Source organism: Streptomyces sporangiiformans, from assembly GCF_005768555.2.
Taxonomy (GTDB): domain Bacteria; phylum Actinomycetota; class Actinomycetes; order Streptomycetales; family Streptomycetaceae; genus Streptomyces; species Streptomyces sporangiiformans.
Genome location: NZ_VCHX02000352.1, coordinates 1 through 21,014, shown reverse-complemented (window position 1 = coordinate 21,014; position 21,014 = coordinate 1). Strand labels below are relative to the sequence as shown.

The following is a 21,014-nucleotide window of genomic DNA, read 5'->3' as shown; positions in this document are numbered from 1 at the left end:
TCATGGACTACTGCCACCCGTGCCAACGGCACCTCAATGGCGCCCTCGCCTGCCCGGGGTGCGGCACACCCGCCGAGGCGTGCCGTGCGTACGCGCATTCGTTGTCGGATCGTGATGATTCGGATGCGGACGCGTACGACGACGTCCACGAGGAGGACGAGCCGGAGGCGGTGGGGCGCCAGGCCCGCTCTCGGAGCCGTGGGCGCGGCGCGCGGGTGAGCCGGCGGGACCGGCGGGCAGCGCTGCATCGGCGTCGGCGTCGGCGGGCCTTGCTGATCGGGGCGGGGTTGCTGCTTGCCGCGGGCGGACTGGGGCTCGCGGAGATCGGCGGGAACGCTCCGCCGGCGGAGCCGAACGCGGCGCCCGCCGAGGATGCCTCCGCCGAATCGCCCACGGCGTCGGCGGAGGGTTCGTCGGGGTCCGGTGGCGGGGACGGGGGCTCCGTGCCGGATGCCGACTCGCCGGACGACTCGGCTTCTCCCTCGGCATCGGAGTCGAAGAAGCCCCCGAAGAAGGACGGCGGCAAGTCCAAGGAACCGTCGGCCAAGGAGACGCCGACGCCGAAGCCGTCGGCTCCCGCCGCGACCTCCAAGCCTCCCGCGCCCCCGACTTCCCGCCCGCCCGCCGACGACCCCACGACCCCGGTGCCCACGCCCTCGGAGACGTGCACGCGCTTCTTGTGGTGGTGCTCGTAGGTGGGTTTCGTACTTCGGGTGCGGGCCGGTTGTGGCTGGTCGCGCAGTTCCCCGCGCCCCTGAAGGGGCGCATACCCCCACCCACCAGCAGCAGGCGCAACCCGCCCAGCCGCCGGAGGCGCCGGCGCCAGGCGGAGCCCTACTCCAGCATGCGCAGGAGCAAGTCCCGTAGCGCGAGTCTCTCCTCGGGTGACAGGCCCGCGAGGGGCTCGCGGGCGAAGTTGAGGGAGTCGCGGAGGCCGTGGGCGACGCGGCGGCCCTCGTCCGTGACCGCGGCGAGCTTCACCCGGCGGTCGCCTGGGTCGGGGCGGCGCTCGACGAGGCCGCGGGACTCGAGCCGGTCGACGATGCCGGTGACGTTCGACGGCTCGCACTTCAGTTTCTGGGCGAGCCGTCGCATGGGCAGCGGCTCCAGGGAGAGAAGGCTCAGAAGGCGCGCCTGTGCCCCCGTCAACGCGTGCTCGGCGGCAGCGCCCTCGTACTCCTCGTGATAGCGAGCCACCACCGTACCGATGAGGTCGACGACTTCCAGGGTCAACGGATCGGGGCGGGTCTTCTGTGGGACGGAGGCCATGGACTCCAGCGTACCCCGTTACTTGACAGCATGAAATATTCAGGAGCATGGTTGTTTCAGGGTCTTAAGTAAATCCGCACGCCAGTACATAGGAAAGGCGCCTGTTATGACCGTCATGCCCGAGCTCCCCGCCACCAGCCGCGAATGGCACCTCCTCACCCGCCCGGCCGGCTGGCCGAAGCCCGAGGACTTCGCCCTGGTCGAGGCCGAGGTCGAGCAGCCCGGCCCGGGTCAGGTGCTGGTCCGTAACCGGTACCTCTCCGTGGACCCGTACATGCGCGGCCGCATGAGCTCCGCGAAGTCGTACGTCGCCCCCTTCGAGCTCGGCAAGGTCATGCAGGGCGGCGCCGTCGGCGAGGTCGTCGCCTCGAACGCCGACGGCATCTCCGTCGGCGACCACGTCCTGCACTTCCTCGGCTGGCGCGAGTACGCCGTGGTCGACGCCCAGGAGGCCGTCGAGGTGGACCCGGACGCCGCGCCGCTGAGCACGTACCTGGGTGTCCTCGGCATGACCGGTCTCACGGCCTACGCGGGCCTTCTGCGCACCGCCTCCTTCCAGGAGGGCGACTCCGTGTTCGTCTCCGGTGCCGCCGGTGCCGTCGGCAGCCAGGTCGGGCAGATCGCCAAGCTCAAGGGCGCCTCGCGGGTCATCGGCTCCGCCGGTTCCGACGACAAGGTCAAGCTCCTCGTCGAGGAGTACGGCTTCGACGCCGCCTTCAACTACAAGAACGGTTCCGTGAGCGAGCAGCTGGGCGAGGCGGCCCCCGACGGCGTCGACGTCTACTTCGACAACGTGGGCGGTGACCACCTCGAGGCCGCCATCGGCCGGCTCAACCGGGGCGGCCGCATCGCCGTCTGCGGGATGATCTCCGTCTACAACAACACCGAGCCGGCCCCCGGCCCGAAGAACCTCGCCCGCCTCATCCAGACCCGCGGCCGTATCGAGGGCTTCCTGTTCAGCGACCACTACGACCTGCAGCCCGAGTTCGTGCGGGAAGTCGGCCCCTGGGTCGGCTCCGGTGAGCTGAAGTACCGCGAGACCGTCGTCGAGGGCATCGAGAACAACCTGGAGGCGTTCCTCGGCGTCCTGCGCGGCGACAACATCGGCAAGATGATCGTCAAGCTCTGACGGCCACTGTGTGCACCGCGCGCACCAGCCGCTGGTTCTCCGGAGCCGCACCGCCCGGGAAGGCGACGCGGCGGCGCGTGTAGCCGTACGCCAGGCCACTGCGCGGGTCGGCGAAGGCCTGGGAGCCGCCCGCGCCGCTGTGGCCGAACGTTCCGGCGCCCAGGAACGGGTACCAGGAGTCCGCCGTGGCCTGGAAGCCCAGCCCGAACGACTTGTGGGCGCGGGCCACCAGGTCGTGGCCGACCGAGTGGATCTGCCCGACCTCCGCGATCGTGTCCGGCTTCAGCAGCGGCGTCCGGCCGTTCACCCGGCTGATCGCCGCCGCGTACATCCCGGCGAGCCCGCGCGCGGAGGCGACACCGCCCGCTGACGCGGGGCCCTTGGCGCGCACGGTACGGGAGTTGGGGTGGGCCACCAGCGACTCTTGCCCCGGCACATGCTCGTTGAAGGCTATCGAGGCCAGCGTGTGCGGACCCCTGGGCGTGGAGTCCAGCACGGCCTGCTCCTCGGCCGTGGGCGCCATCGGCTGTACGGAGCGGTAGCGGGGCTCCTCCGCCTCGGGCAGCCCCAGGAAGAGGTCGAGCCCGTACGGGGCGCGGATCCGCTCCTCGTACAGCTCCTGGAGCGTACGGCCCGTGGCCCGTCGTACGACCTCGCCCGTCAGCGCGCCGATCACGAGGGCGTGGTAGCCGAAGGCCGTGCCAGGGCGCCAGAACGGGCGCTGGGTCGCGAGCCGTTCGGCGATCACCCGGTCGTCGGCCAGTTCGTCGTGGGTGAAGCCGGCGTCGGATCCGATCACGCCCGCACGGTGCGCGAGCAGTTCGCGCAGCGTCACCCTCCCCTTGCCCTCGGCGGCGAACTCCGGCCAGTAGTACGCCACCTCGCGGTCGAGCTCCAGAGTCCCGTCCTGCACGAGCAGGGCGACCACCAGGTGGGCCGCCCCCTTCGTGGACGAGAAGACGCCGAACAGCGTCTCGCCGTCGGTCTCCGGCCCGGCCCAGAGATCCACGACCCGCCGCCCCTGGACATACGCGCTCAACTGGCCCGCGTAGTCCGGGCGTTCGGCGGCGACGACGGCCGCGAACTCGTCGCGCACCGCTTCGTAGCCTTCGGCGACGGTGCCGTGGATCTCCTGGGTCATCCGTACTCCTCGATTCGCAATGCCTTCGGACGTGTTCAGGACACTGTCAACAAGGCCCGTGCGAGCTGTGGAAATTCCCCCTTCGGGTGGTCGCGGAAGAGGGGCTCCGTGCCGAACAGGACGACGCGCGGTCCACTGACGACCGAGGCCCGGCCCGCGGCCTGGGCGGGGCCGCCCGTGCCGTCCTCCAGAGCGCGCCAGTGACCGGAGACCAGCGGGTTCCCGCTCGCGTACGACTGCTCCACGCGCACTGAGGATCCGAGGTTCGTGAACCACATGGGCGCGTAGACGAAGCTGTGGTCCGGCGCGCCCGCCGTGACGCCGCCGGCCGAATTGACCACGCGGACCACGCCGTTGGCGTCCCCGTTGCCCTCGACGGGCTTGACGGCAAGCAGGTCCGCGGCGGCGTTGAGGGCCGCTCCGGTGGCTCCGCGGCCGACGAGCCCCTTGCGGGCGAGGAAGCCGTCCAGGGCGGCCCTGGCGGTCGCGTTGAGGCCCTGGTGGTCCAGTCCGGCCGAGGCGAACAGGACGTCCGCCTTCGACCAGTCGAAGCCCGCGTTGAGGGTCGCCGTCGACACCGCGGTCACGTCGAAGTTCATCTCACGGAGCGCGAACAGTTCGCCGGGTGTGACGGCTGCGGCGACCCGTACGCGGTGGAGTGGTGCCGTGCCGGTGGCCCGCGTCGCGTCGAAGGCGACGTCGTACTTCTTGGCGAGCGCGGTCGCCTTCGCGCGCGCCGAGGCGGGCACGATCGCACTGCCGTCGGCCGCCCGGCGTACCGCGACCCCGTCCGCCAGAAGGGAGTTGAGAGCGGCGATCTCGCGTGCGTCGTCCAGGCGCAGGCGGAGGTTGCCGCCCGGGGCGACATGGCCGACGCGCGCCGCCTCGTGGACAGCGTGGGACGGGACCGAGAGCCTGGTGGTCCGCACGGGCTCGACGGTCGCGCCCCACAGACGCCCCAGACTCCAGCCGGAGATGTCGTACATGACCGACACCTTGTCGCTGATGTCCCGGCCGTCGGCCAGCATCACATTGGCCATGCCGCGTTTGGGCTGGTGCATGTCGATGACGTACGAGCCCTTCGGGTACACCTTGCCGCCCAGTCCGAAGTCCTTGGCCGCACGCCGGACTTGTACGTCGTTGGCGAGCAGGTGGTCGACGAGCCGGCCCGCGGCAGGGGCCGAGCGCTGTCCACGCCCAGAGGGAATGACGTACGCGCGCGGGAAGTCGGCCGTGTAGACGTCCTCCGGGCCGATGCCCGGGACGCCCGGCACCGTGCTGGGCGACACCGGCACCTGCGCGGCGCCCGTCGCGCCCCGCCGGAAGACCTCGATCTGGTCGGCGATCAGTGAAGTCCTGTGCGTCCGGGCGTAGTCGAGGGTCGCGGTCATCGCCGCGCCCGCGATGTCCACGTTGATGGCCGAGCGGCGGCGCAGTTCGGCCACCGGGAGCTCGTCGTACTCGTCGTTGTTCACCGCCATCGGGAACTCGACCGTGTGCGCCGCGATCGTGCCGTGGAACGGCATGTACTGCGGGGTGAAGATCGGCGGCCAGTCGTCCCAGCCCTCCTCCTGGTCGCGGAACGGGATCTGGGCGGGCTCGACGCCGTCCTTCTCGGGCGTGTAGCCGAGGCCGTTGACGGCGGACTCCATGCCGAGGGCGTTGGCGTACGTGTTCTTGAGGAACAGGTCGTACTCGTAGTTCTCGCCGTGCGGGGGCGTGGTCGGCTCGATGAGCGTGCCGTTGACGTAGCCGTGCAGGTCGACCATCACCGCGGGCTGCTTGTCGATGGCGATCTGCCGCATCGCGCGGACCTCGGGCTGCGAGGCGGTGACGAAGTCGCGGTTCAGATCGAAGCCGCCCGCGTTCGCGCGGGTGCCGGCGATGCGGCCGTCCGGGTTCGCGGTGACGTTGAAGTAGACGCGGTGGCGGGCGAGAAGGCCGGTGGTCGCCTTGTCCTTCGCCTTCGCGAGCCGCTCGATGAGCTTGAGGGCGGCGTCCGTGCCCTCCCACTCGTTGCCGTGGATGTTGTTGTTGAAGAAGACGGGCGTCTTGTACGCGGCCTTGATCGCCGGGTCCTTGGCGGCTTCCCGGGGCGCGTTCTCGATCAGATCGCGCATACGTTCCTGGGCGCGGGCCTGGCGGACCGACTCCGGCGCGGTGACAGTGACCAGGTAGAGGCGGTGGCCGCCCGCCGAGCGGCCCGCGATCTCCACGCTGACACGGTCGCCGAGCCGTTGGAGGGCGTTCAGCTTCGGGGCGATGGCGTGGTACGGGGTCAGGCCGAGCTTGAGGGACTTGTCCGCCGGGTTCTCCGGGTCCGGGGCGAGGACCTGCTCACGGGGGTAGCCGCGGGTACCTCCGGTGAGTTCGGTGACGGGGGAGGCCAGAGCCCTGTCGGTCGTACTCTCCGCGGTTCGCGCGGCTCGATCGGAGGGGGTTCGGTCCGCTGCCTCGCGGGTCGGGGGCCGCGGAGCGGGGTCGGCGGCGGCTCCGTTCGGGGTGGCTAAGAGCGTGGCCGCCGCGGTGGCTGTGGCGGTGGCGAACAGGACGGGTCTCTGCAGGCGCACGCGTACCTCCTGGGAATCGGTACGGGGAGGTGTACCTGTTCGACTTCCCTGCAACAAGAGGGCGTTGGTGCCACAGATGCCCCGAAGGGCCGTTGATCGCGCACCTCGAGAGGGCATGCTGGAGGCGGGCACCGGCGCGACGGAGAGCCGGGACCGGCAGGCAGAGCGCAAGCGCACCGCACCCCACCGCGTGAGGCGAGGAGGCTCCATGTCCCCGATTCCGTCCCTGCCCAGCCGCGAGGAAGTCGTGCGCATGGCGCGCAACACGACCGACATCACCGGACAGCTCCTGGACACCGCCGGCAACCTCACCCGCATCGCCGTCAACACCTTTGATCCGAGGGACGGTTCGGGAGCCGAGGTGTTGAGGGTGCTGCGGGAGACCACCGCCGAGCTGGCCGAGGCGAGTGCCTCGCCGCAGGCGCAGGAGGCGTTCTATCGCATCGTGGAGACGCTGACGCGGCTCGGTACGACCGGTGCGCCGCTCGCCGTGCATCCGGTGAGTGAGCCCGCGCAGGCGTTGCTCACGGCGCTCGGGGACAGCTTGCTGCCTGTCCTCGACGCGGTGGAGCCCGCGGTGGAGGAAGCCGCGGAAGCGCTCGGTGAGCTCGTCGAGGCCACGTCGCCGCTGCTGCCCGCGGCGGCGGGGGTGGCGGCGGGGGTGCTCCTTGCCGCGGCGCCTTTGATCCGGGCCGCCGCGGACGTACTGCGGGACTCGTCCCCCGAACTCCAGCGCATGGCCGACGCGTTGACGGCGGCGCTGGCTCCGCTGCTGCCCTTGCAGGTGGCTCTGGCGGAACGGGCGGCTGCCGCCGGGGTGGGGGTGATCCGTGTGACGCTGCCGCCTCTCGCGGACCTCACCGAGGCGGGGGCTGCCGCGCTGAAGGCGGGCCGTCCTCTTCTTGTCGCCGGGGAGGAGCTTGTGGTGTCCGGGCTGGAACACCTGCAGCCGGTGCTTCTGGCGTCCGCGTCGCGTGCGGGGCGGGTGGCGCGGGCGGTGGCCGTCCGGGTGTCGGCGGCGGTGTCGCCTGCGGCGGAGCGGGGGGTTGTGGTCGCGGTCCATCCCGCGTGACGCTCGCGCGGCGACCGCGGGGTTTCCTCGCCCTCGCCGCGCCCCTACCCGGCCCATCCCTGGGGCTTCGCCCCAGACCCCAGACGTCGTGTCTCGGCTGCGGGGCGGTTGTGGTCGCTCGCGCAGTTCCCCGCGCCCCTAGAAGCGTAGGTGCACCCATGCTTTCAGGGGCGCGGGGAACTGCGCGACCAGCCACCAACGAGCCGCAGCCAAGGTACGCCCCGGGGGGCTTGGAGGCGGAGCCTATAAGCTGCACCCATGGGTGATCTTGGCTTGGGGTTCCGCTACTTGGTGCAGGGGCAGCGATGGGTGGCCCGGCACGGGAAGCAGTTCGGGGTCGGGCTGATTCCCGGGCTGATCACCCTCGTGTTGTATGCCGCCGCACTGACCGCCCTGGCCCTGTGGGGCGCGGACTTCGTCACCTGGGCCACACCGTTCGCCGACGGCTGGGCCGACCCATGGCTCGGCCTCTTCCGCGGGTTCCTGACGGTCGTCCTCTTCGCCCTCGCCCTGCTCCTCGCCGTGGTCACCTTCACCGCCGTGACCCTCCTCATCGGCCAGCCCTTCTACGAGAACCTCTCCGAGAAGGTCGACCGGGACGTCTCCCCGGACGGGACGGCGCCCGAGTCGGGACTGCCCCTGTGGCGGGAACTGGTGATCTCCGCGAGGGACAGCCTCCGAATCGTCGTCAGGGCCGCGGTGTGGGGCGTGCTGCTCTTCGGACTCGGGTTCATCCCGTTCGCCGGCCAGACCGTCGTTCCGGTGATCGGCTTCCTCGTCACCGGGTTCTTCCTCACCGAGGAGCTGACGGCCGTCGCGATGCAGCGCCGCCGTGTCGAACTCCGCGAGCGCCTCACGCTGCTGCGCTCCCGCAAGACCCTGATCTGGGGCTTCGGCACACCCCTGGCCGTCGCCTTCCTCGTCCCGTTCGTCGCCGTCTTCCTGATGCCCGGCGCGGTCGCGGGCGCCACGCTGATGGCCCGCGACCTGCTGGGCGAGGAATCCGGAGACAGTGACGGGCAAGGGAAGGGGCAGGGGCAGCATCCAGATTCGGGGCAGGGCGAATTCGGCGACGGGCAGCAGGCCGGCAGCGTCACTTGGTGACGCCGGCGGCCACCGTCAGGATCGAGCGCACCTGCGCGATGATGTCCAGCCGGTTCTGGACGAACTGCGCGTCCGTGACCGTACCGGTCGCCGGGTCCGTGTTCCCCGTGCCGAACTGGAGCACCGGCGTGTGCACATGCCCGCCGGGCAGCGAGCCGCGCAGGCCGAGCCGGTCACGCAGCAGCGTCGCGCGGTACGCGATCTCGTTGGAGAGGTAGTTCCCGCCGCCTCCGGCCCGTGCCGTCGAGCCCGGAGTCGGGCCGTCGGGCCGTGTCACGGGCTCGGTGCCGCCCGCCGGGATCTCGGTCACGGCGGTGTTGTCGTACACGGGGAAGCGCCCCGTGCTCGCGGCCACGATCTCCTTGTACGGCAAGGACGTCGACGTCCACTGCGGCTGCGAGCCCGGGTCGGTCACCGGGATGGTCTCCGTGCGCGAGAGGTTCTCGTTGTCGGGGAAGCCGCCCCGCCAGGCACCGTTGGTGCGCTCGACGTCGAAACGGCCCACCCGTCCCTGGCTGACCGTCGTGAACAGGTCGACACGGGGCAGGTACGGGCGAAGTGTGCGCTCCACCGTGCCGTCCGCGAAGTCCTGCCAGCGCACCGGGAACACGGCCGTCTCGATGCGCGCGGGGCCGTCCGCCGTCTCGATCACGGTGCCGTCGAGAGCGAGCGCCGTGGCACCGGAGGGGTTCGATATGCGGATGTCGCGGTCCAGCGTGAACGGGTCGAAGCCGGTGACCAGGATCCGCTTGACACCCTTGCCGGGCGCCTGGCCTCGCCCGTGCGGGTAGCGGATGGAGTCCTGGCCGCGTGAACTCCGCTCAAGGGAGGCGAGGAGCCCCGCGCGTTGGGCCTCGGTGATGCCGAACTCCGGCTCCCACAGGCGTACTTCGCGGGTCATGCCCAGCCGCGCCCAGTACAGCGGGCGGTCGTCGTCCCGCGTCAGGTCACCACTCACCGGACCCCGGCCCTGAGCGCGGTCGACCGCTTGCCGCCACAGCCGCGCTCCCTGTCGTACGACCACCCGCTCGGCCTGCGCGTACGAGTCCGCCTTGCCCAGCGCCCTCGCGAACCGAGGTGCCACCGTGTCGAATCCGGATCGGCGCAGGATCTCCTGGGGCGCCGCCTTGTCGAGGCGCTGTTCCTCCACCGTGAGCGCGGCCGCGGGTTCCTCGGCCGCCATGGCGGGCGGGGCCGCGAAGCCCGCAAGCAGTGCCAGTCCGAGGGCGCCGAGCCGAACGCGTATGTGTACCAAGGGAGTTCAGGTCCTTTCGTCACGCGAGGGCATGGTGAGGTGGCCGAAGTATCGCGTGACGGACGGGACTACGCCATGGGGCATGACCCGGGTGGCTTCAGTGTTCCCTCGGGATCCTCGCCGCCGCCTCCCGCAGCGCCTCCAGGAACGCCTCCGCCGAGGGCGTGAGCGACCGGTGCGACCCTCGCCGACGTCATCAACATCCGCACGTATCTGACGGACATCGGCAAGCGGCACGAATACGGCGCCGTACGTCAGGAGTTCCTCACCGGCACGCCGCCCACCAGCATGACCTTGGAGGTGCCGCGCCTGTTCAAGCCGGAGGCGCAGATCGAGGCCGAGGTCGTCGCCGCGGTCAGTCCTCGCTGACGCCAGGCGTTTCGCCGAGCAGAGTGAGGAAGTCCCGGAACGCCCCGGGCATGTCCACGTCCTCCGGCGCCAGCAGCCACTGGTACTGCAGCCCGTCCATCACCGCGACGAGCAGGGGAGCGGCTCGTTCCGGCGTGAGCCCGCTGGGCAGTCGTTCCCCGTACTCGGCGCGCAGCACCTGCGCCATGGTCGCGCGCACGGCCTCGTACCGCTCGGTGAAGAACTCGCGCGCCGGATGTTCCTCCGTGACGCTCTCGCCGAGCAGCGCCGAGAAGGTCTGCACGATGCCCGGTCGCATCGCGTTGTACTCGGTGAGCGAGGCGAGCAGATCGAGCCGCCACTGGGAGTCCGGCATCGCGTCCCACTTGTCGCGCTCGGCCAGGACGGCGACGAGCAGCGCCTCCTTGGTGGGGAAGTAGTGCAGCAGCCCCTGCTGGGTGAGCCCCACCCGCTCCGCGACCGCGGCCAGGCTCGCGCCCCGGTAGCCGCGCTCGGCGATCACCTCAAGGGCCGCCCGGAGAATCTCCGCACGCCGCTCCGCGCCTCTGATCGCCCTGGTCGTCATGACGTCACCGTACGACATGCGTGCGACTCACAGAGGACCGTACGTCACGGCAATATAACCAAACCTACCGATCTACTGGTGATCGATGCAGGATGGCCGGACGCAACGGACTTCAACGAGGAGGCACCGCGATGGCAGGAACCCCCACGCAAGGTCTCGGCCCCGCTCACGCAGGGGGAACCCCCCTCAGCCCGGCCGACCAGGCGCGCGAAGCGGTGGTCGAGGCGGCGCTCGGCGCACTCGACCTGGACGCCAAAGCGCGGCTGCTCGCCGGACAGAACATGTGGTCCCTGCCCGCACTGCCCGAGATCGGACTGAAGTCCCTGGTCATGTCGGACGGCCCGATCGGTGTACGGGGCGTGCGCTGGACCTCCGACGACCCGTCCATCGCACTGCCGTCCCCGACCGCCCTCGCCGCCACCTGGGACCCGGCCCTGGCCCGCCGCGCAGGCACCCTCCTCGCGCAGGAGGCCCGTCGCAAGGGCGTCCACGTCCTCCTCGCGCCCACCATCAACCTCCACCGCTCCCCGCTCGGCGGGCGTCACTTCGAGGCGTACAGCGAGGACCCGTATCTGACCGGGCGGATCGGTTGCGGCTACGTCAGCGGCGTACAGGAAGGCGGCGTCGGCACCACGGTCAAGCACTTCGTGGCGAACGACGCCGAGACCGAACGCTTCACGGTGAACAACGTGGTCTCCGAACGCGCCCTGCGCGAGCTCTACCTGGCCCCCTTCGAGACCATCGTCGCCGGCGCCCACCCCTGGGGCATCATGACCGCCTACAACTCGGTCAACGGCACGACGATGACCGAGCACCACCACCTCGTGGGCGAAGTCCTGCGCGGCGAATGGGGCTTCGACGGCATCAACGTCTCCGACTGGACGGCCGCCCGGTCGACCACCGGCGCCGTCGAGGGCGGCCTGGACATCGCGATGCCCGGCCCGCGGACCGTGTACGGCGACGCGCTCGCGAGGGCCGTACGGGACGGCCAGGTCGAGGAGGCGAAGGTCGACGAGGCGGTGCGGAACGTGCTGCGCCTCGCCGCCCGCGTCGGGATCCTGGAGGGCGCCGAGCCGGTCGTGACCGAACTGCCCGGGACCGTCGACGGTGAGGCGCTGGCCCGGGAGATCGCCCGCCGCTCCTTCGTCCTCGTCCGCAACGACGGCGCCCTCCCGCTGCCCACCGGGCACAAGGTGGCCCTCATCGGCGCCGCGGCCCGCGACGCCCGCGTCCTCGGCGGCGGCTCCGCCATCGTCTTCCCCGCCCGGATCGTCTCACCGCTCGACGGCCTCACCGCCGCTCTGCCCGAGGGCACTGTGACCTACGCGCTCGGCGCCGACCCGAACGAGGAACTCGCCGTCGCCGACAAGGGGTTCGAGCTGCGCGCCGTCTGCCGGGACGCCGACGGCAACGTCATCGGCACCGGCTCCGCCCCAGGCGGCCACATCCAGTGGATGGGCGACGACCTGCCCGAGGGCGTCACCCATGCCACCCTGCACACGGTCGAACTGACCGGCACCTTCACCCCGCGGGTGAGCGGCCCGCACACCTTCGGCATCAAGGGCCTGGGCGCGTTCGCGCTCACGGTCGGCGGCACGACGTACTTCGACGACGTCCAGCGCCCCGAGACCGACGACCGCTTCGAGGGGCTCTTCCGGGCTCCGACGCCCCACGCCCAGGTCGAACTGCTCGCGGGCGAGCCGGTCGACGTCTCCCTCACCTACGTCACCACCCTCCCCGAGAACATCCCCATGCCGGTCATCGGCTTCACGCTCGCCCACCAGGAACCGCGGCGCGACCCCGACGAGCTGATCGCCGAGGCCGTCGAGACGGCCCGCGCCGCCGACACCGCGGTCGTCGTGGTCGCCACCACCGAGCGCGTCGAGTCCGAGGGCTTCGACCGGTCGGACCTCCGGCTTCCTGGCCGCCAGGACGACCTGGTCCGCGCGGTCGCCGCCGCCAACCCGAACACCGTCGTGGTCGTGAACTCCGGCTCCCCGGTGGAACTCCCCTGGCGCGACGAGGTCGCCGCCGTGCTGCTCAGCTGGTTCCCCGGCCAGGAGGGCGGCGACGCCCTCGCCGATGTGCTCACCGGCGCGCACGAGCCGGGCGGCCGGCTGCCCACCACCTGGGGCACGTTCGAGGACGCCCCGGTCACTCAGGTCACCCCGGCCGACGGCCGACTCGAGTACGGCGAGGGCGTGTTCATCGGCTACAGCGCCTGGGAGAAGGAGGGCCGGACTCCCTCGTACGCCTTCGGGCACGGACTCGGCTACACGACCTGGACGTACGAGTCGATCGAGGCCGAGGGCACCACGGTCACCGTCCGCGTCACCAACTCCGGTGCGCGTGCGGGCCGCGAGGTCGTCCAGGTCTACCTCGCGCCGACGGACGCGGACGCCGACCGCCCTGCCCGCCGGCTCGCCGGTTTCGCCGGCGTCGAGGCCGGCCCCGGCGAGAGCGCCGAGGTCACGGTCGAACTCCCGCGGCGCGCCTTCGAGATCTGGGACGAGACCTCGAACGCGTGGGCGTTCGTGAAGGGTGCGTACGAGGTGCAGGCCGGCCGCTCGATCGCGGACCGCCGGGTCGCGACGACGATCACCGTCTGACCGGGGTACCGGGGTACCGGGGCTCCGGGGTACCGGGACACGCGCGGCTTTTCCGCCCCCGCCGCCCCTACCCGTCCCATCCTTCTGGGGCTCCGCCCCAGACCCCCATCGGCCTGAACGGCCTCGTCCTCAAACGCCGGACGGGCTGGGTGGCTCGGCCGCGCCCCTTCAGGGGCGCGGGGCTGTGACATATGTGGCTCCGCCGCGTGGGCGCGACCAGCCACGACCAACCCGCAGCCGAGACACAACCCGGGGTCGAAGGGGCGGAGCCCCTGGGGATGGGACGGGTAGGGGCGGCGGGGGCGGAACGACTCGTCAGTCGGACGGCTTTGTCGCCGTGACCGCGCGGTACGCCATCTCTGCGAGCCGTGCCTGCCCGTTCTTGCTCGGGTGGAACCAGTCCCAGGGGCTCAACTGCGCGGTGCCGAAGCGGAAGTCGAAGACCGCCCCGCCGTCGAAGCGGCACCGCAGGTCCTTCTTGCACACCTCTTCCAGGACCTCGTTGTACGCCTCCACGCGGTCCTGCACCGTGTCGCGCCGTAGCGTCGCCGCCGAGTCCAGGGCGTCCGCGTCGGCCAGCATCGACGGACAGATGCCCAGCTTCCAGATCTGCTTGCCGAGCTCGTTGGTCCGCCCCTGGGACCACAGCCGCTTCAGGTCGGGAACGCTCGACACATACACCTGCGTCTTGGGCAGCGCCTCGCGCAGCGTGGTCATCGCATCCTCGAACTGGGCGCGGAAGTCCGACACCGATGTCATCGCGGACACCGACGCACGGCAGGCGTCATTGGCGCCGGCCATCACCGTGACCAGCTCCGGCTTCCGCGTCGCCGCCTGTGCCATCTGGCCGGGCAGGTCGGCCATCCGGGAGCCGGACACCGCGTAGTTCCAACTGCGCCGGGCCGCCCCGGCCTTTCCGAGCAGCCGCACCGCGAGGCTGTTGACCTGCGCGTCACTGCCGGTCGCCCAGGACGACTCGGGGCAGTCGGCCAGGACCGAACACGCGTCGAAGCCACGCGTGATGGAGTCGCCGACCGCCGCCAGCGAGCGGGGGCTGCGGTCCCAGGTGGGAGTGGGCTTCGGGGACGGCTTCGACGGTGTGGAGCTGCCCTGGGGGCCTGGGGCGTTGCCGCCGCTCGCGTCGCACGCGGCCCACCCGGCGACACCCAGCAGCACCGCCGCCGCGGTCGTGACGACGGTGCGTGAACGGTGGCCGCGCTTCCACATCCCCAAGATCCCCTCGCTCGTCGGGCAACGGCAGGCACCCGCCGTGGCGTCCCCCTGGATGGCTGTGTTTGCCCGCCAGGACAACTCCCGGGCCCCCGGCTGGGGGCCCGGCACGCGTCCCGCCGGGTGAAACCTCCGAGTTTCCCGGCGCTGGGACCGACGGTACGTCACACTCCTTGCGCCGTCGCACGGTAGCCTCGCCCCGTGGCCGTCCTGCCACAGACGTTCCGCTAAGTTACAAGATGTCCCGCTTGCCCGGAGGTCCCAGTGACGACACGTGGAGTTCTCTACCTGCACTCCGCGCCGCGCGCGCTGTGCCCGCACGTCGAATGGGCCATCGCGGGCGTGCTCGGCACACGCGTCAACCTCGACTGGATCCGGCAGCCCGCCTCTCCGGGCACATGGCGGTCCGAGTTCTCCTGGCAGGGCGAGGCCGGCACCGCCTCCAAGCTCGCCTCCGCGCTGCGCGGCTGGCAGATGCTGCGCTTCGAGGTCACCGCCGAGCCGTGCGCCACGGCCGAGGGCGAGCGCTACAGCTGCACCCCTGACCTGGGCATCTTCCACGCTGTGACGGGCATCCACGGCGACATCCTCATCCCCGAGGACCGGCTGCGCGCCGCCCTCGCCCGCTCCCAGAGCGGCGAGACGGACCTGGAGTCCGAACTCACCAAGCTGCTGGGCAAGCCCTGGGACGACGAGCTGGAGCCTTTCCGGTACGCGGGCGAGGGCGCCCCGGTGCGCTGGCTCCACCAGGTCGTCTGAAGCCGTCCACGCACGACGAAGGCCCACCCGGTGTATCGGGTGGGCCTTCGTCGTAGGCGCGTAGGCGCCGGTTCAGGCGCGTCAGACAGTACGGAACGCCAGCACCACGTTGTGCCCGCCGAAGCCGAACGAGTCGTTCAGCGCGGCGATACGGCCCTCGACGGGAAGCTTGCGCGCCTCGCCGCGGACGACGTCGGCGTTGGCCTCGGCCTCCGGGTCCAGGTTCTCGACATTGATGGTCGGCGGAGCCACCCGGTGGTACAGGGCGAGCACCGTCGCGACCGACTCCACGCCGCCCGCGCCACCGAGGAGGTGACCGGTCATCGACTTGGTGCCGGAGACCGCGAAGTGGTCGGTGTCGTCGCCGAAGACCTTGCGCAGCGCCTTCAGCTCGGCGATGTCGCCGGCCGGGGTCGAGGTGGCGTGCGCGTTGACGTGCACGATCTCGGCCGGGTTCAGGTCCGTGCTGTCGAGCAGGTTCTGCAGCGCGTGCGAGATGCCCTGTCCCTCGGGCTCCGGCTGCACGATGTCGTGACTGTCGGCGGAGATGCCCTGGCCGACCGCCTCCGCGTAGACGCGGGCACCGCGCCGGGCGGCGTGCTCGGCCGACTCCAGGACGATGACGCCGGCGCCCTCGCCGAGGACGAAGCCGTCACGTCCGGTGTCGTAGGGACGCGAGGCACCCTGCGGGTCGTCGTTGTTCTTGGACATCGCCATCATGTTGCCGAACGCGGCGATCGGCAGCGGGTGGATGGCCGCTTCCGTGCCACCGGCGACGACGACGTCGGCGCGGCCCGTGCGGATCATCTCGATCGCGTAGCCGATGGCCTCGGCGCCCGACGCGCAGGCGGAGACCGGAGTGTGCACGCCCGCGCGGGCGCCCACCGCCAGACCCACGTTGGCTGACGGGCCGTTCGGCATCAGCATCGGCACGGTGTGCGGGGAGACCCGGCGTACGCCCTTCTCCTTGAGCACGTCGTACTGGTCGAGCAGGGTCGTGACGCCGCCGATACCGGAGGCGATGACAGCGCCCAGCCGGTTGGGGTCGACGTCCGCGCCCTCACCCGCCTTGTCCGTGTAACCGGCGTCCGCCCAGGCCTCCTTGGCCGCGATCAGCGCGAACTGCGCCGAGCGGTCCAGGCGGCGGGCCTGCGGGCGAGGGATGACCTCACCCGGCTCCACGGCGATCTGCGCCGCGATACGGACCGCCTGCTCGGCGGCCCAATCCTGCTCCAGAGGGCGGACACCGGAACGTCCGGCGATCAGGCCCTCCCAGGTCGAGGCCGCGTCGCCACCCAGCGGTGTGGTTGCGCCGATACCGGTGACGACCACGGTGCGATTGGTCGAGTTCACGGGAATTCTTTCTCCAACGGATACGAGGAGGACAACCCCCGCAAAGGCGGGGACAACGGCGCCACCGCCGGGTGGCGGGGACTGCAGCGCCCGGGCGGAGGGGTGCTCAGCCCTGGTGCTTGAGGATGTATTCGGTCGCGTCGCCGACGGTCTTGAGGTTCTTGACGTCGTCGTCCGGGATCTTGACGTCGAAGCGCTCTTCCGCGGCGACGACGACCTCGACCATGGACAGCGAGTCGACGTCCAGGTCGTCGGTGAAGGACTTGTCCAGCTGGACGTCCTCGGTGGGGATCCCGGCGATCTCGTTCACGATGTCGGCGAGTCCGGCGACGATCTCTTCCTGCGTGGCGGCCATGTGAGGCGCTCCTTTGTAGATATCCAGAGGGTGTGGCGCCCGCCGCGTCAGCGGCAGGTGTTGCAGGGCCCGCACCGGATCCGAAGATCCGGCACGGAGTGCCTAGGGGAGGGTAACGACCGTCGCGGCGTACACGAGACCCGCCCCGAAGCCGATGACGAGCGCGGTGTCGCCGCTCTTCGCCTCGCCGGTCGCCAGGAGCCGCTCCATCGCGAGCGGGATCGAGGCGGCCGAGGTGTTGCCGGTGGTGCGCACATCGCGGGCGACCGTGACGTGCTCCGGCAGTTTCAGCGTCTTCACCATCGAGTCGATGATCCGCTCGTTGGCCTGGTGGGGAATGAAGACGTCCAGGTCGTTCGCGGTGATTCCGGCCGCGTCCAGCGCCTGCTGGGCGACCTTCGCCATCTCGAACACGGCCCAGCGGAACACCGCCTGGCCCTCCTGCGTGATCGCAGGGAACTTGATCTCGCCCTTGGAGTCGAGGGGCAGTTGGGACACGTCGCCGATCCGGAAGCGGTCCCACGGCACAGTCTGCTTGATCGTGCCTGCCTTGTCGCCCTCGGAACCCCAGACGGTCGGGCCGATGTGCGGCTCCGGGGAGGGGCCCACGACGACCGCGCCCGCGCCGTCGCCGAACAGGAAGGCCGTCGCGCGGTCCTCCAGGTCGGTCAGGTCGGACAGGCGCTCGACGCCGATGACGAGTACGTACTCCGCCGAGCCCTCGACGACCATGCCCTTGGCGAGCGTGAGGCCGTAGCCGAAGCCCGCGCAGCCCGCCGAGATGTCGAACGCGGCGGCCTTGTCGGTGCCGAGCTTGTCGGCGATCTCGGTGGCCACGGCCGGGGTCTGGCTGAAGTGCGAGACGGTGGAGACGACCACGGCACCGATCTGCTCGGCCGTGATCCCGGCGTCGGCGATCGCCTTGCCGGAAGCCTCGATCGACATCGCGGCGACCGTCTCCTCGTCGGAGGCCCAGTGCCGGGTCTCGATGCCGGAGCGCGAGCGGATCCACTCGTCGGACGAGTCGATCGTCTCGAGGATCACCTCGTTAGGCACGACCCGGGTCGGGCGGTAGCCGCCCACGCCCAGGATCCGTGCGTACGGGGCGCCCTTGCTGGGCCTGATCTTCGACATGCTCTCGCGCTCCTTGTCAGGCGCCCGCCGCGTCAGCGGCAGGTGTCGACGCCTCGGCGATGAGCTCGCGGGCAGCGTCGAGATCGTCAGGGGTCTTGAGCGCCAGCGTCTTGACGCCGGGCAGCGCGCGCTTGGCGAGACCGGTCAGCGTGCCGCCGGGGCACACCTCGATGAGCGCGGTCACGCCCAGTTCCTTGAAGGTCTGCATGCACAGGTCCCAGCGGACCGGGTTGGCGACCTGCCCGACCAGCCGCGACAGCACCTCGGCGCCGGTCGCGACCGCCTGGCCGTCCTTGTTCGAGACATACGTGACGCGCGGGTCGGCCGACGTCAGCTCGGCTGCGGCCGCCCGCAGGGTGTCGACCGCGGGGGCCATGTGGTGCGTGTGGAAAGCGCCGGCGACCTTGAGAGCCACGACACGTCGTACGCCCTCGGGCTTCTCCGCCTCCAGCGCGGCCAGTTGCTCCATGGTGCCGGCGGCCACGATCTGGCCCGCCCCGTTCACGTTCGCCGGAGTCAGCTCCAGCTTCTCCAGGTGCGGCACGACCGTCTCCGGCTCGCCGCCGAGCAGCGCCGACATGCCGGTCTGCGTGATCGCGGCGGCGTCGGCCATGGCCAGGCCCCGCTTGCGGACCAGTGTCAGGGCGGCCGTGTCGTCGAGGACGCCCGCGAAGGCGGCGGCGGTGATCTCGCCGACGCTGTGGCCCGCGACGGCACCCGGTGCCACCTCGCCCAGCGCGGACGCGGACAGGATTCCGGCCGCGACGAGGAGCGGCTGGGCCACCGCCGTGTCACGGATCTCGTCCGCGTCGGCCTGCGTGCCGTAGTGGGCCAGGTCGAGCCCGATGGCGTCCGACCACGCGGCGAGGCGGTCGGTGGCACCGGGGAGTTCAAGCCAAGGGGTCAGGAAGCCGGGCGTCTGGGCGCCCTGGCCGGGAGCGACGAGTACGAGCACTCTCACACTCTCTCTTGTGGACGGCTTCGGCCGCCCGTGGGGACAAGGACGAAGAACAGGAAGGGGAATTGTAGGGCCCCGACAAAAACCTAGAGTTGAGGATCTCCATCGGCCAGACGCCCCAGGATCAGCGCGATTCGCAGCGTGAAGGCGGAGCGTACATCGGATGGCGACCAGCCGGTGACGTCAGTCACACGTCGAAGCCGGTAGCGCACGGTGTTGGGGTGAACGAAGAGCATCCTGGCGGCGCCTTCGAGACTGCTCGCCTGTTCCAGATAGACACTCAAGGTCTCCAGGAGCGCGGACCCGGCTTCCTCCAGCGGTCTGTAGATCTCCTCCACCAACTGCTCGCGCGCCGAGGGGTCGCCGGCGATCGCGCGCTCCGGCAGCAGATCGTCCGCCAGTACCGGCCGCGGGGCGTCCTGCCAGGCGAAACACGCCTTCAGCCCGGCGGCCGCGGCCTGCGCGGACCGGGTCGCCGCCAGCAGGTCGGGCACGACCGGCCCGGCCACGACGGGCCCCGCGGCATACGGCCCGATCAGCGACTTGGCGACCGCCAGCGGATTGTCACTGCCACCCGCGATGACGACGAGCCGGTCACCGAGCACACCGGTCAGCACCTGGAGCTTGGCGTGCCGGGCGGCCCGCCTGATGGCCTCGACCGTCAGCTCACTGTCACCGTCGGGAGCCGTGCCCAGCACCACGCACACATGTTCCGGCGAATTCCAGCCAAGGGCTGCGGCACGCGACACGGCCCCCTCGTCGGCCTCACCGGACAGAACGGCATTGACGACCAGGGACTCCAGCCGGGCGTCCCAGGCGCCGCGCGCCTCGGCGGCCTGCGCGTACACCTGGGCGGTGGCGAAGGCGATCTCGCGGGCGTAGACGAGCAGTGCCTCGCGGAGCACCGATTCGTCACCGGGAGCCGCGACCTCGTCGATCGCGCTCTCCATCACCTCGATGGTCGTCCGTACCATCTCCACGGTCTGGCGCAGGGTGATCGCCCTGGTCAGCTCGCGTGGAGCGGTGCCGAAGACATCGGTGGAGATGGCCTGCGGCGCGTCGGGATGCCGGAACCACTCGGTGAAAGCGGCGATACCGGCCTGGGCGACCAGACCGATCCAGGACCGGTTCTCCGGGGGCATGGCCCGGTACCACGGCAGCGTCTCGTCCATGCGCGCGATGGCCTGCGCGGCGAGACTTCCGGAGGACTTCTCCAGCCGTTTCAGGGTCGCGGAGTGCGCGTGGACGCTGTGCGCTGGGCGTTCGGTATTGCTGGCTTCGGGTTCGGGCACGGGACAAGACTGCCTTATCCGGACGGGCGGGTGCGGCGGCGGGTCTACCGTGGGCTCTGTGATGGACGTACGGCGCGCCGACGCGCGCTACCGCGGAGGCGACCGGGCGGCCGGGATCGAGTCCCTGCACGCCTTCTCCTTCGGGCCCCACTACGACCCGGACAACCTCCGTTTCGGCGCGGTCATAGCCTGCAACGAGGAGCGGCTCGCGCCCGGCGCCGGCTTCGACGAGCATCCGCACAGCCACACCGAGATCGTGACCTGGGTCGTCTCGGGCGAGCTGACGCATCGCGACTCGGCGGGCCACGAGTCGGTGGTGCGGCCCGGGGACGTGCAGCGCCTCAGCTCGGCGGGCGGCGTCCGCCACGTCGAACGCAACGACGCCGCCGAGCCGCTGGTCTTCGTCCAGATGTGGCTGGCGCCGCTGGAGCCGGGGGGCGACCCCGCGTACGAGATCGTCCACGGCATCGCCGACTCCACGCCGTACGCGGTGCCGGAGGCGGGGGCGATGCTGCATGTGCGGCGGTTGGGAGCGGGGGAGCGGACGGCTGTGCCGGACGGTTCGTTCGTGTACGTCCATGTCGTGCGCGGAGAAGTGTGGTTGGACGGTGTGGGGCTGGGCCCCGGGGATGCCGCACGGATCACGGACGCGAAGGATTTGGAGGCGGTGGCTCACTCTCCGGCGGAGCTGCTGCTGTGGGAGATGTCCGGGTAGCGCTGGGCAGGTTTTCTCGCCCCCGCCGCCCCTACCCGTCCCATCCCGTTCCTGGGGGCTGCGCCCCCAGACCCCCGAATCGGCCTGAACGGCCTCGTCCTCAAACGCCGGACGGGCTGGGTATGTCAGCCCCTC

The 21,014-nt window shown here is 71.2% G+C and carries 18 protein-coding genes and 1 pseudogene; 8 read left to right on the top strand and 11 right to left on the bottom strand.

Going from position 1 to position 21,014, the window contains the following annotated elements:
- The first annotated feature begins 2 nt into the window (after window positions 1-2).
- On the top strand, window positions 3-695 hold the full coding sequence (locus FGD71_RS47835; protein ID WP_420878416.1) for an SCO2400 family protein: 693 nt from the start codon (window positions 3-5) through the stop codon (window positions 693-695).
- A gap of 139 nt (window positions 696-834) precedes the next feature.
- On the opposite strand, the gene FGD71_RS46585 is transcribed toward FGD71_RS47835, so the two are convergent.
- Entirely contained in the window at window positions 835-1,269 is a 435-nt protein-coding gene (locus FGD71_RS46585) for a MarR family winged helix-turn-helix transcriptional regulator (protein ID WP_119106704.1), read from the bottom strand.
- A 106-nt stretch (window positions 1,270-1,375) separates the two neighbouring features.
- Between FGD71_RS46585 and FGD71_RS46580 the strand changes: the two genes are divergently transcribed.
- The gene (locus tag FGD71_RS46580; RefSeq protein ID WP_119106703.1) at window positions 1,376-2,398 is read left to right on the top strand and encodes an NADP-dependent oxidoreductase; all 1,023 of its coding nucleotides are present in this window, start codon (window positions 1,376-1,378) and stop codon (window positions 2,396-2,398) included.
- Here FGD71_RS46580 and FGD71_RS46575 read toward each other — a convergent pair.
- Window positions 2,388-3,539: a serine hydrolase domain-containing protein gene (locus tag FGD71_RS46575; protein WP_119106702.1), complete on the bottom strand. Its 1,152-nt coding sequence runs from the start codon at window positions 3,537-3,539 to the stop codon at window positions 2,388-2,390. The two genes, FGD71_RS46580 and FGD71_RS46575, sit on opposite strands and share 11 nt — an antisense overlap.
- 35 nt (window positions 3,540-3,574) lie before the next feature.
- Window positions 3,575-6,109, bottom strand: coding sequence for a M14 family zinc carboxypeptidase (locus FGD71_RS46570; protein WP_240437108.1), 2,535 nt, complete (start codon window positions 6,107-6,109; stop codon window positions 3,575-3,577).
- Between the two features lie 208 nt (window positions 6,110-6,317).
- On the opposite strand from FGD71_RS46570, the gene FGD71_RS46565 reads away from it, so the two are divergent.
- Window positions 6,318-7,181, top strand: a complete 864-nt coding sequence (locus tag FGD71_RS46565; protein WP_119106701.1) for a hypothetical protein — start codon at window positions 6,318-6,320, stop codon at window positions 7,179-7,181.
- 258 nt (window positions 7,182-7,439) lie between these two features.
- Window positions 7,440-8,285, top strand: a complete 846-nt coding sequence (locus FGD71_RS46560) for an EI24 domain-containing protein (RefSeq protein ID WP_119106700.1) — start codon at window positions 7,440-7,442, stop codon at window positions 8,283-8,285.
- On the opposite strand, the gene FGD71_RS46555 is transcribed toward FGD71_RS46560, so the two are convergent.
- Window positions 8,275-9,540: a pyroglutamyl-peptidase I gene (locus FGD71_RS46555; protein WP_119106699.1), complete on the bottom strand. Its 1,266-nt coding sequence runs from the start codon at window positions 9,538-9,540 to the stop codon at window positions 8,275-8,277. The genes FGD71_RS46560 and FGD71_RS46555 overlap by 11 nt on opposite strands.
- Before the next feature lie 183 nt (window positions 9,541-9,723).
- On the opposite strand from FGD71_RS46555, the pseudogene FGD71_RS46550 reads away from it, so the two are divergent.
- A pseudogene (locus FGD71_RS46550) lies at window positions 9,724-9,909 on the top strand (Rid family hydrolase); the annotation flags it as partial.
- Here FGD71_RS46550 and FGD71_RS46545 read toward each other — a convergent pair.
- Window positions 9,896-10,492 (bottom strand): TetR/AcrR family transcriptional regulator, encoded by a 597-nt coding sequence (locus tag FGD71_RS46545; protein WP_119106698.1) that lies wholly within the window; start codon window positions 10,490-10,492, stop codon window positions 9,896-9,898. The pseudogene FGD71_RS46550 and the gene FGD71_RS46545 overlap by 14 nt on opposite strands.
- Window positions 10,493-10,605: 113 nt before the next feature.
- Between FGD71_RS46545 and FGD71_RS46540 the strand changes: the two genes are divergently transcribed.
- Window positions 10,606-13,083: a beta-glucosidase family protein gene (locus FGD71_RS46540; RefSeq protein ID WP_240437107.1), complete on the top strand. Its 2,478-nt coding sequence runs from the start codon at window positions 10,606-10,608 to the stop codon at window positions 13,081-13,083.
- A 315-nt stretch (window positions 13,084-13,398) separates the two neighbouring features.
- On the opposite strand, the gene FGD71_RS46535 is transcribed toward FGD71_RS46540, so the two are convergent.
- Window positions 13,399-14,310 carry an SGNH/GDSL hydrolase family protein gene (locus FGD71_RS46535; RefSeq protein WP_119106696.1) on the bottom strand — a complete coding sequence of 304 codons (912 nt, stop codon included), beginning with the start codon at window positions 14,308-14,310 and terminating at the stop codon, window positions 13,399-13,401.
- A gap of 267 nt (window positions 14,311-14,577) precedes the next feature.
- Between FGD71_RS46535 and FGD71_RS46530 the strand changes: the two genes are divergently transcribed.
- On the top strand, window positions 14,578-15,072 hold the full coding sequence (locus tag FGD71_RS46530; RefSeq protein ID WP_119106695.1) for a DUF3145 domain-containing protein: 495 nt from the start codon (window positions 14,578-14,580) through the stop codon (window positions 15,070-15,072).
- A gap of 81 nt (window positions 15,073-15,153) precedes the next feature.
- On the opposite strand, the gene FGD71_RS46525 is transcribed toward FGD71_RS46530, so the two are convergent.
- From FGD71_RS46525 to fasR, 5 genes are all read right to left on the bottom strand, one after another.
- Entirely contained in the window at window positions 15,154-16,425 is a 1,272-nt protein-coding gene (locus tag FGD71_RS46525) for a beta-ketoacyl-[acyl-carrier-protein] synthase family protein (RefSeq protein ID WP_119106694.1), read from the bottom strand.
- Window positions 16,426-16,531: 106 nt separating this feature from the next.
- The gene (locus tag FGD71_RS46520; RefSeq protein WP_119106693.1) at window positions 16,532-16,780 is read right to left on the bottom strand and encodes an acyl carrier protein; all 249 of its coding nucleotides are present in this window, start codon (window positions 16,778-16,780) and stop codon (window positions 16,532-16,534) included.
- A gap of 102 nt (window positions 16,781-16,882) precedes the next feature.
- Window positions 16,883-17,914, bottom strand: a complete 1,032-nt coding sequence (locus FGD71_RS46515) for a ketoacyl-ACP synthase III (RefSeq protein ID WP_119106692.1) — start codon at window positions 17,912-17,914, stop codon at window positions 16,883-16,885.
- Window positions 17,915-17,930: 16 nt separating this feature from the next.
- Entirely contained in the window at window positions 17,931-18,869 is a 939-nt protein-coding gene (locus tag FGD71_RS46510) for an ACP S-malonyltransferase (protein ID WP_119106691.1), read from the bottom strand.
- A gap of 89 nt (window positions 18,870-18,958) precedes the next feature.
- Window positions 18,959-20,164, bottom strand: coding sequence for a fatty acid biosynthesis transcriptional regulator FasR (fasR, locus tag FGD71_RS46505; RefSeq protein ID WP_119106690.1), 1,206 nt, complete (start codon window positions 20,162-20,164; stop codon window positions 18,959-18,961).
- A gap of 61 nt (window positions 20,165-20,225) precedes the next feature.
- On the opposite strand from fasR, the gene FGD71_RS46500 reads away from it, so the two are divergent.
- Entirely contained in the window at window positions 20,226-20,879 is a 654-nt protein-coding gene (locus tag FGD71_RS46500) for a pirin family protein (protein ID WP_119106798.1), read from the top strand.
- Window positions 20,880-21,014 lie beyond the last annotated feature (135 nt).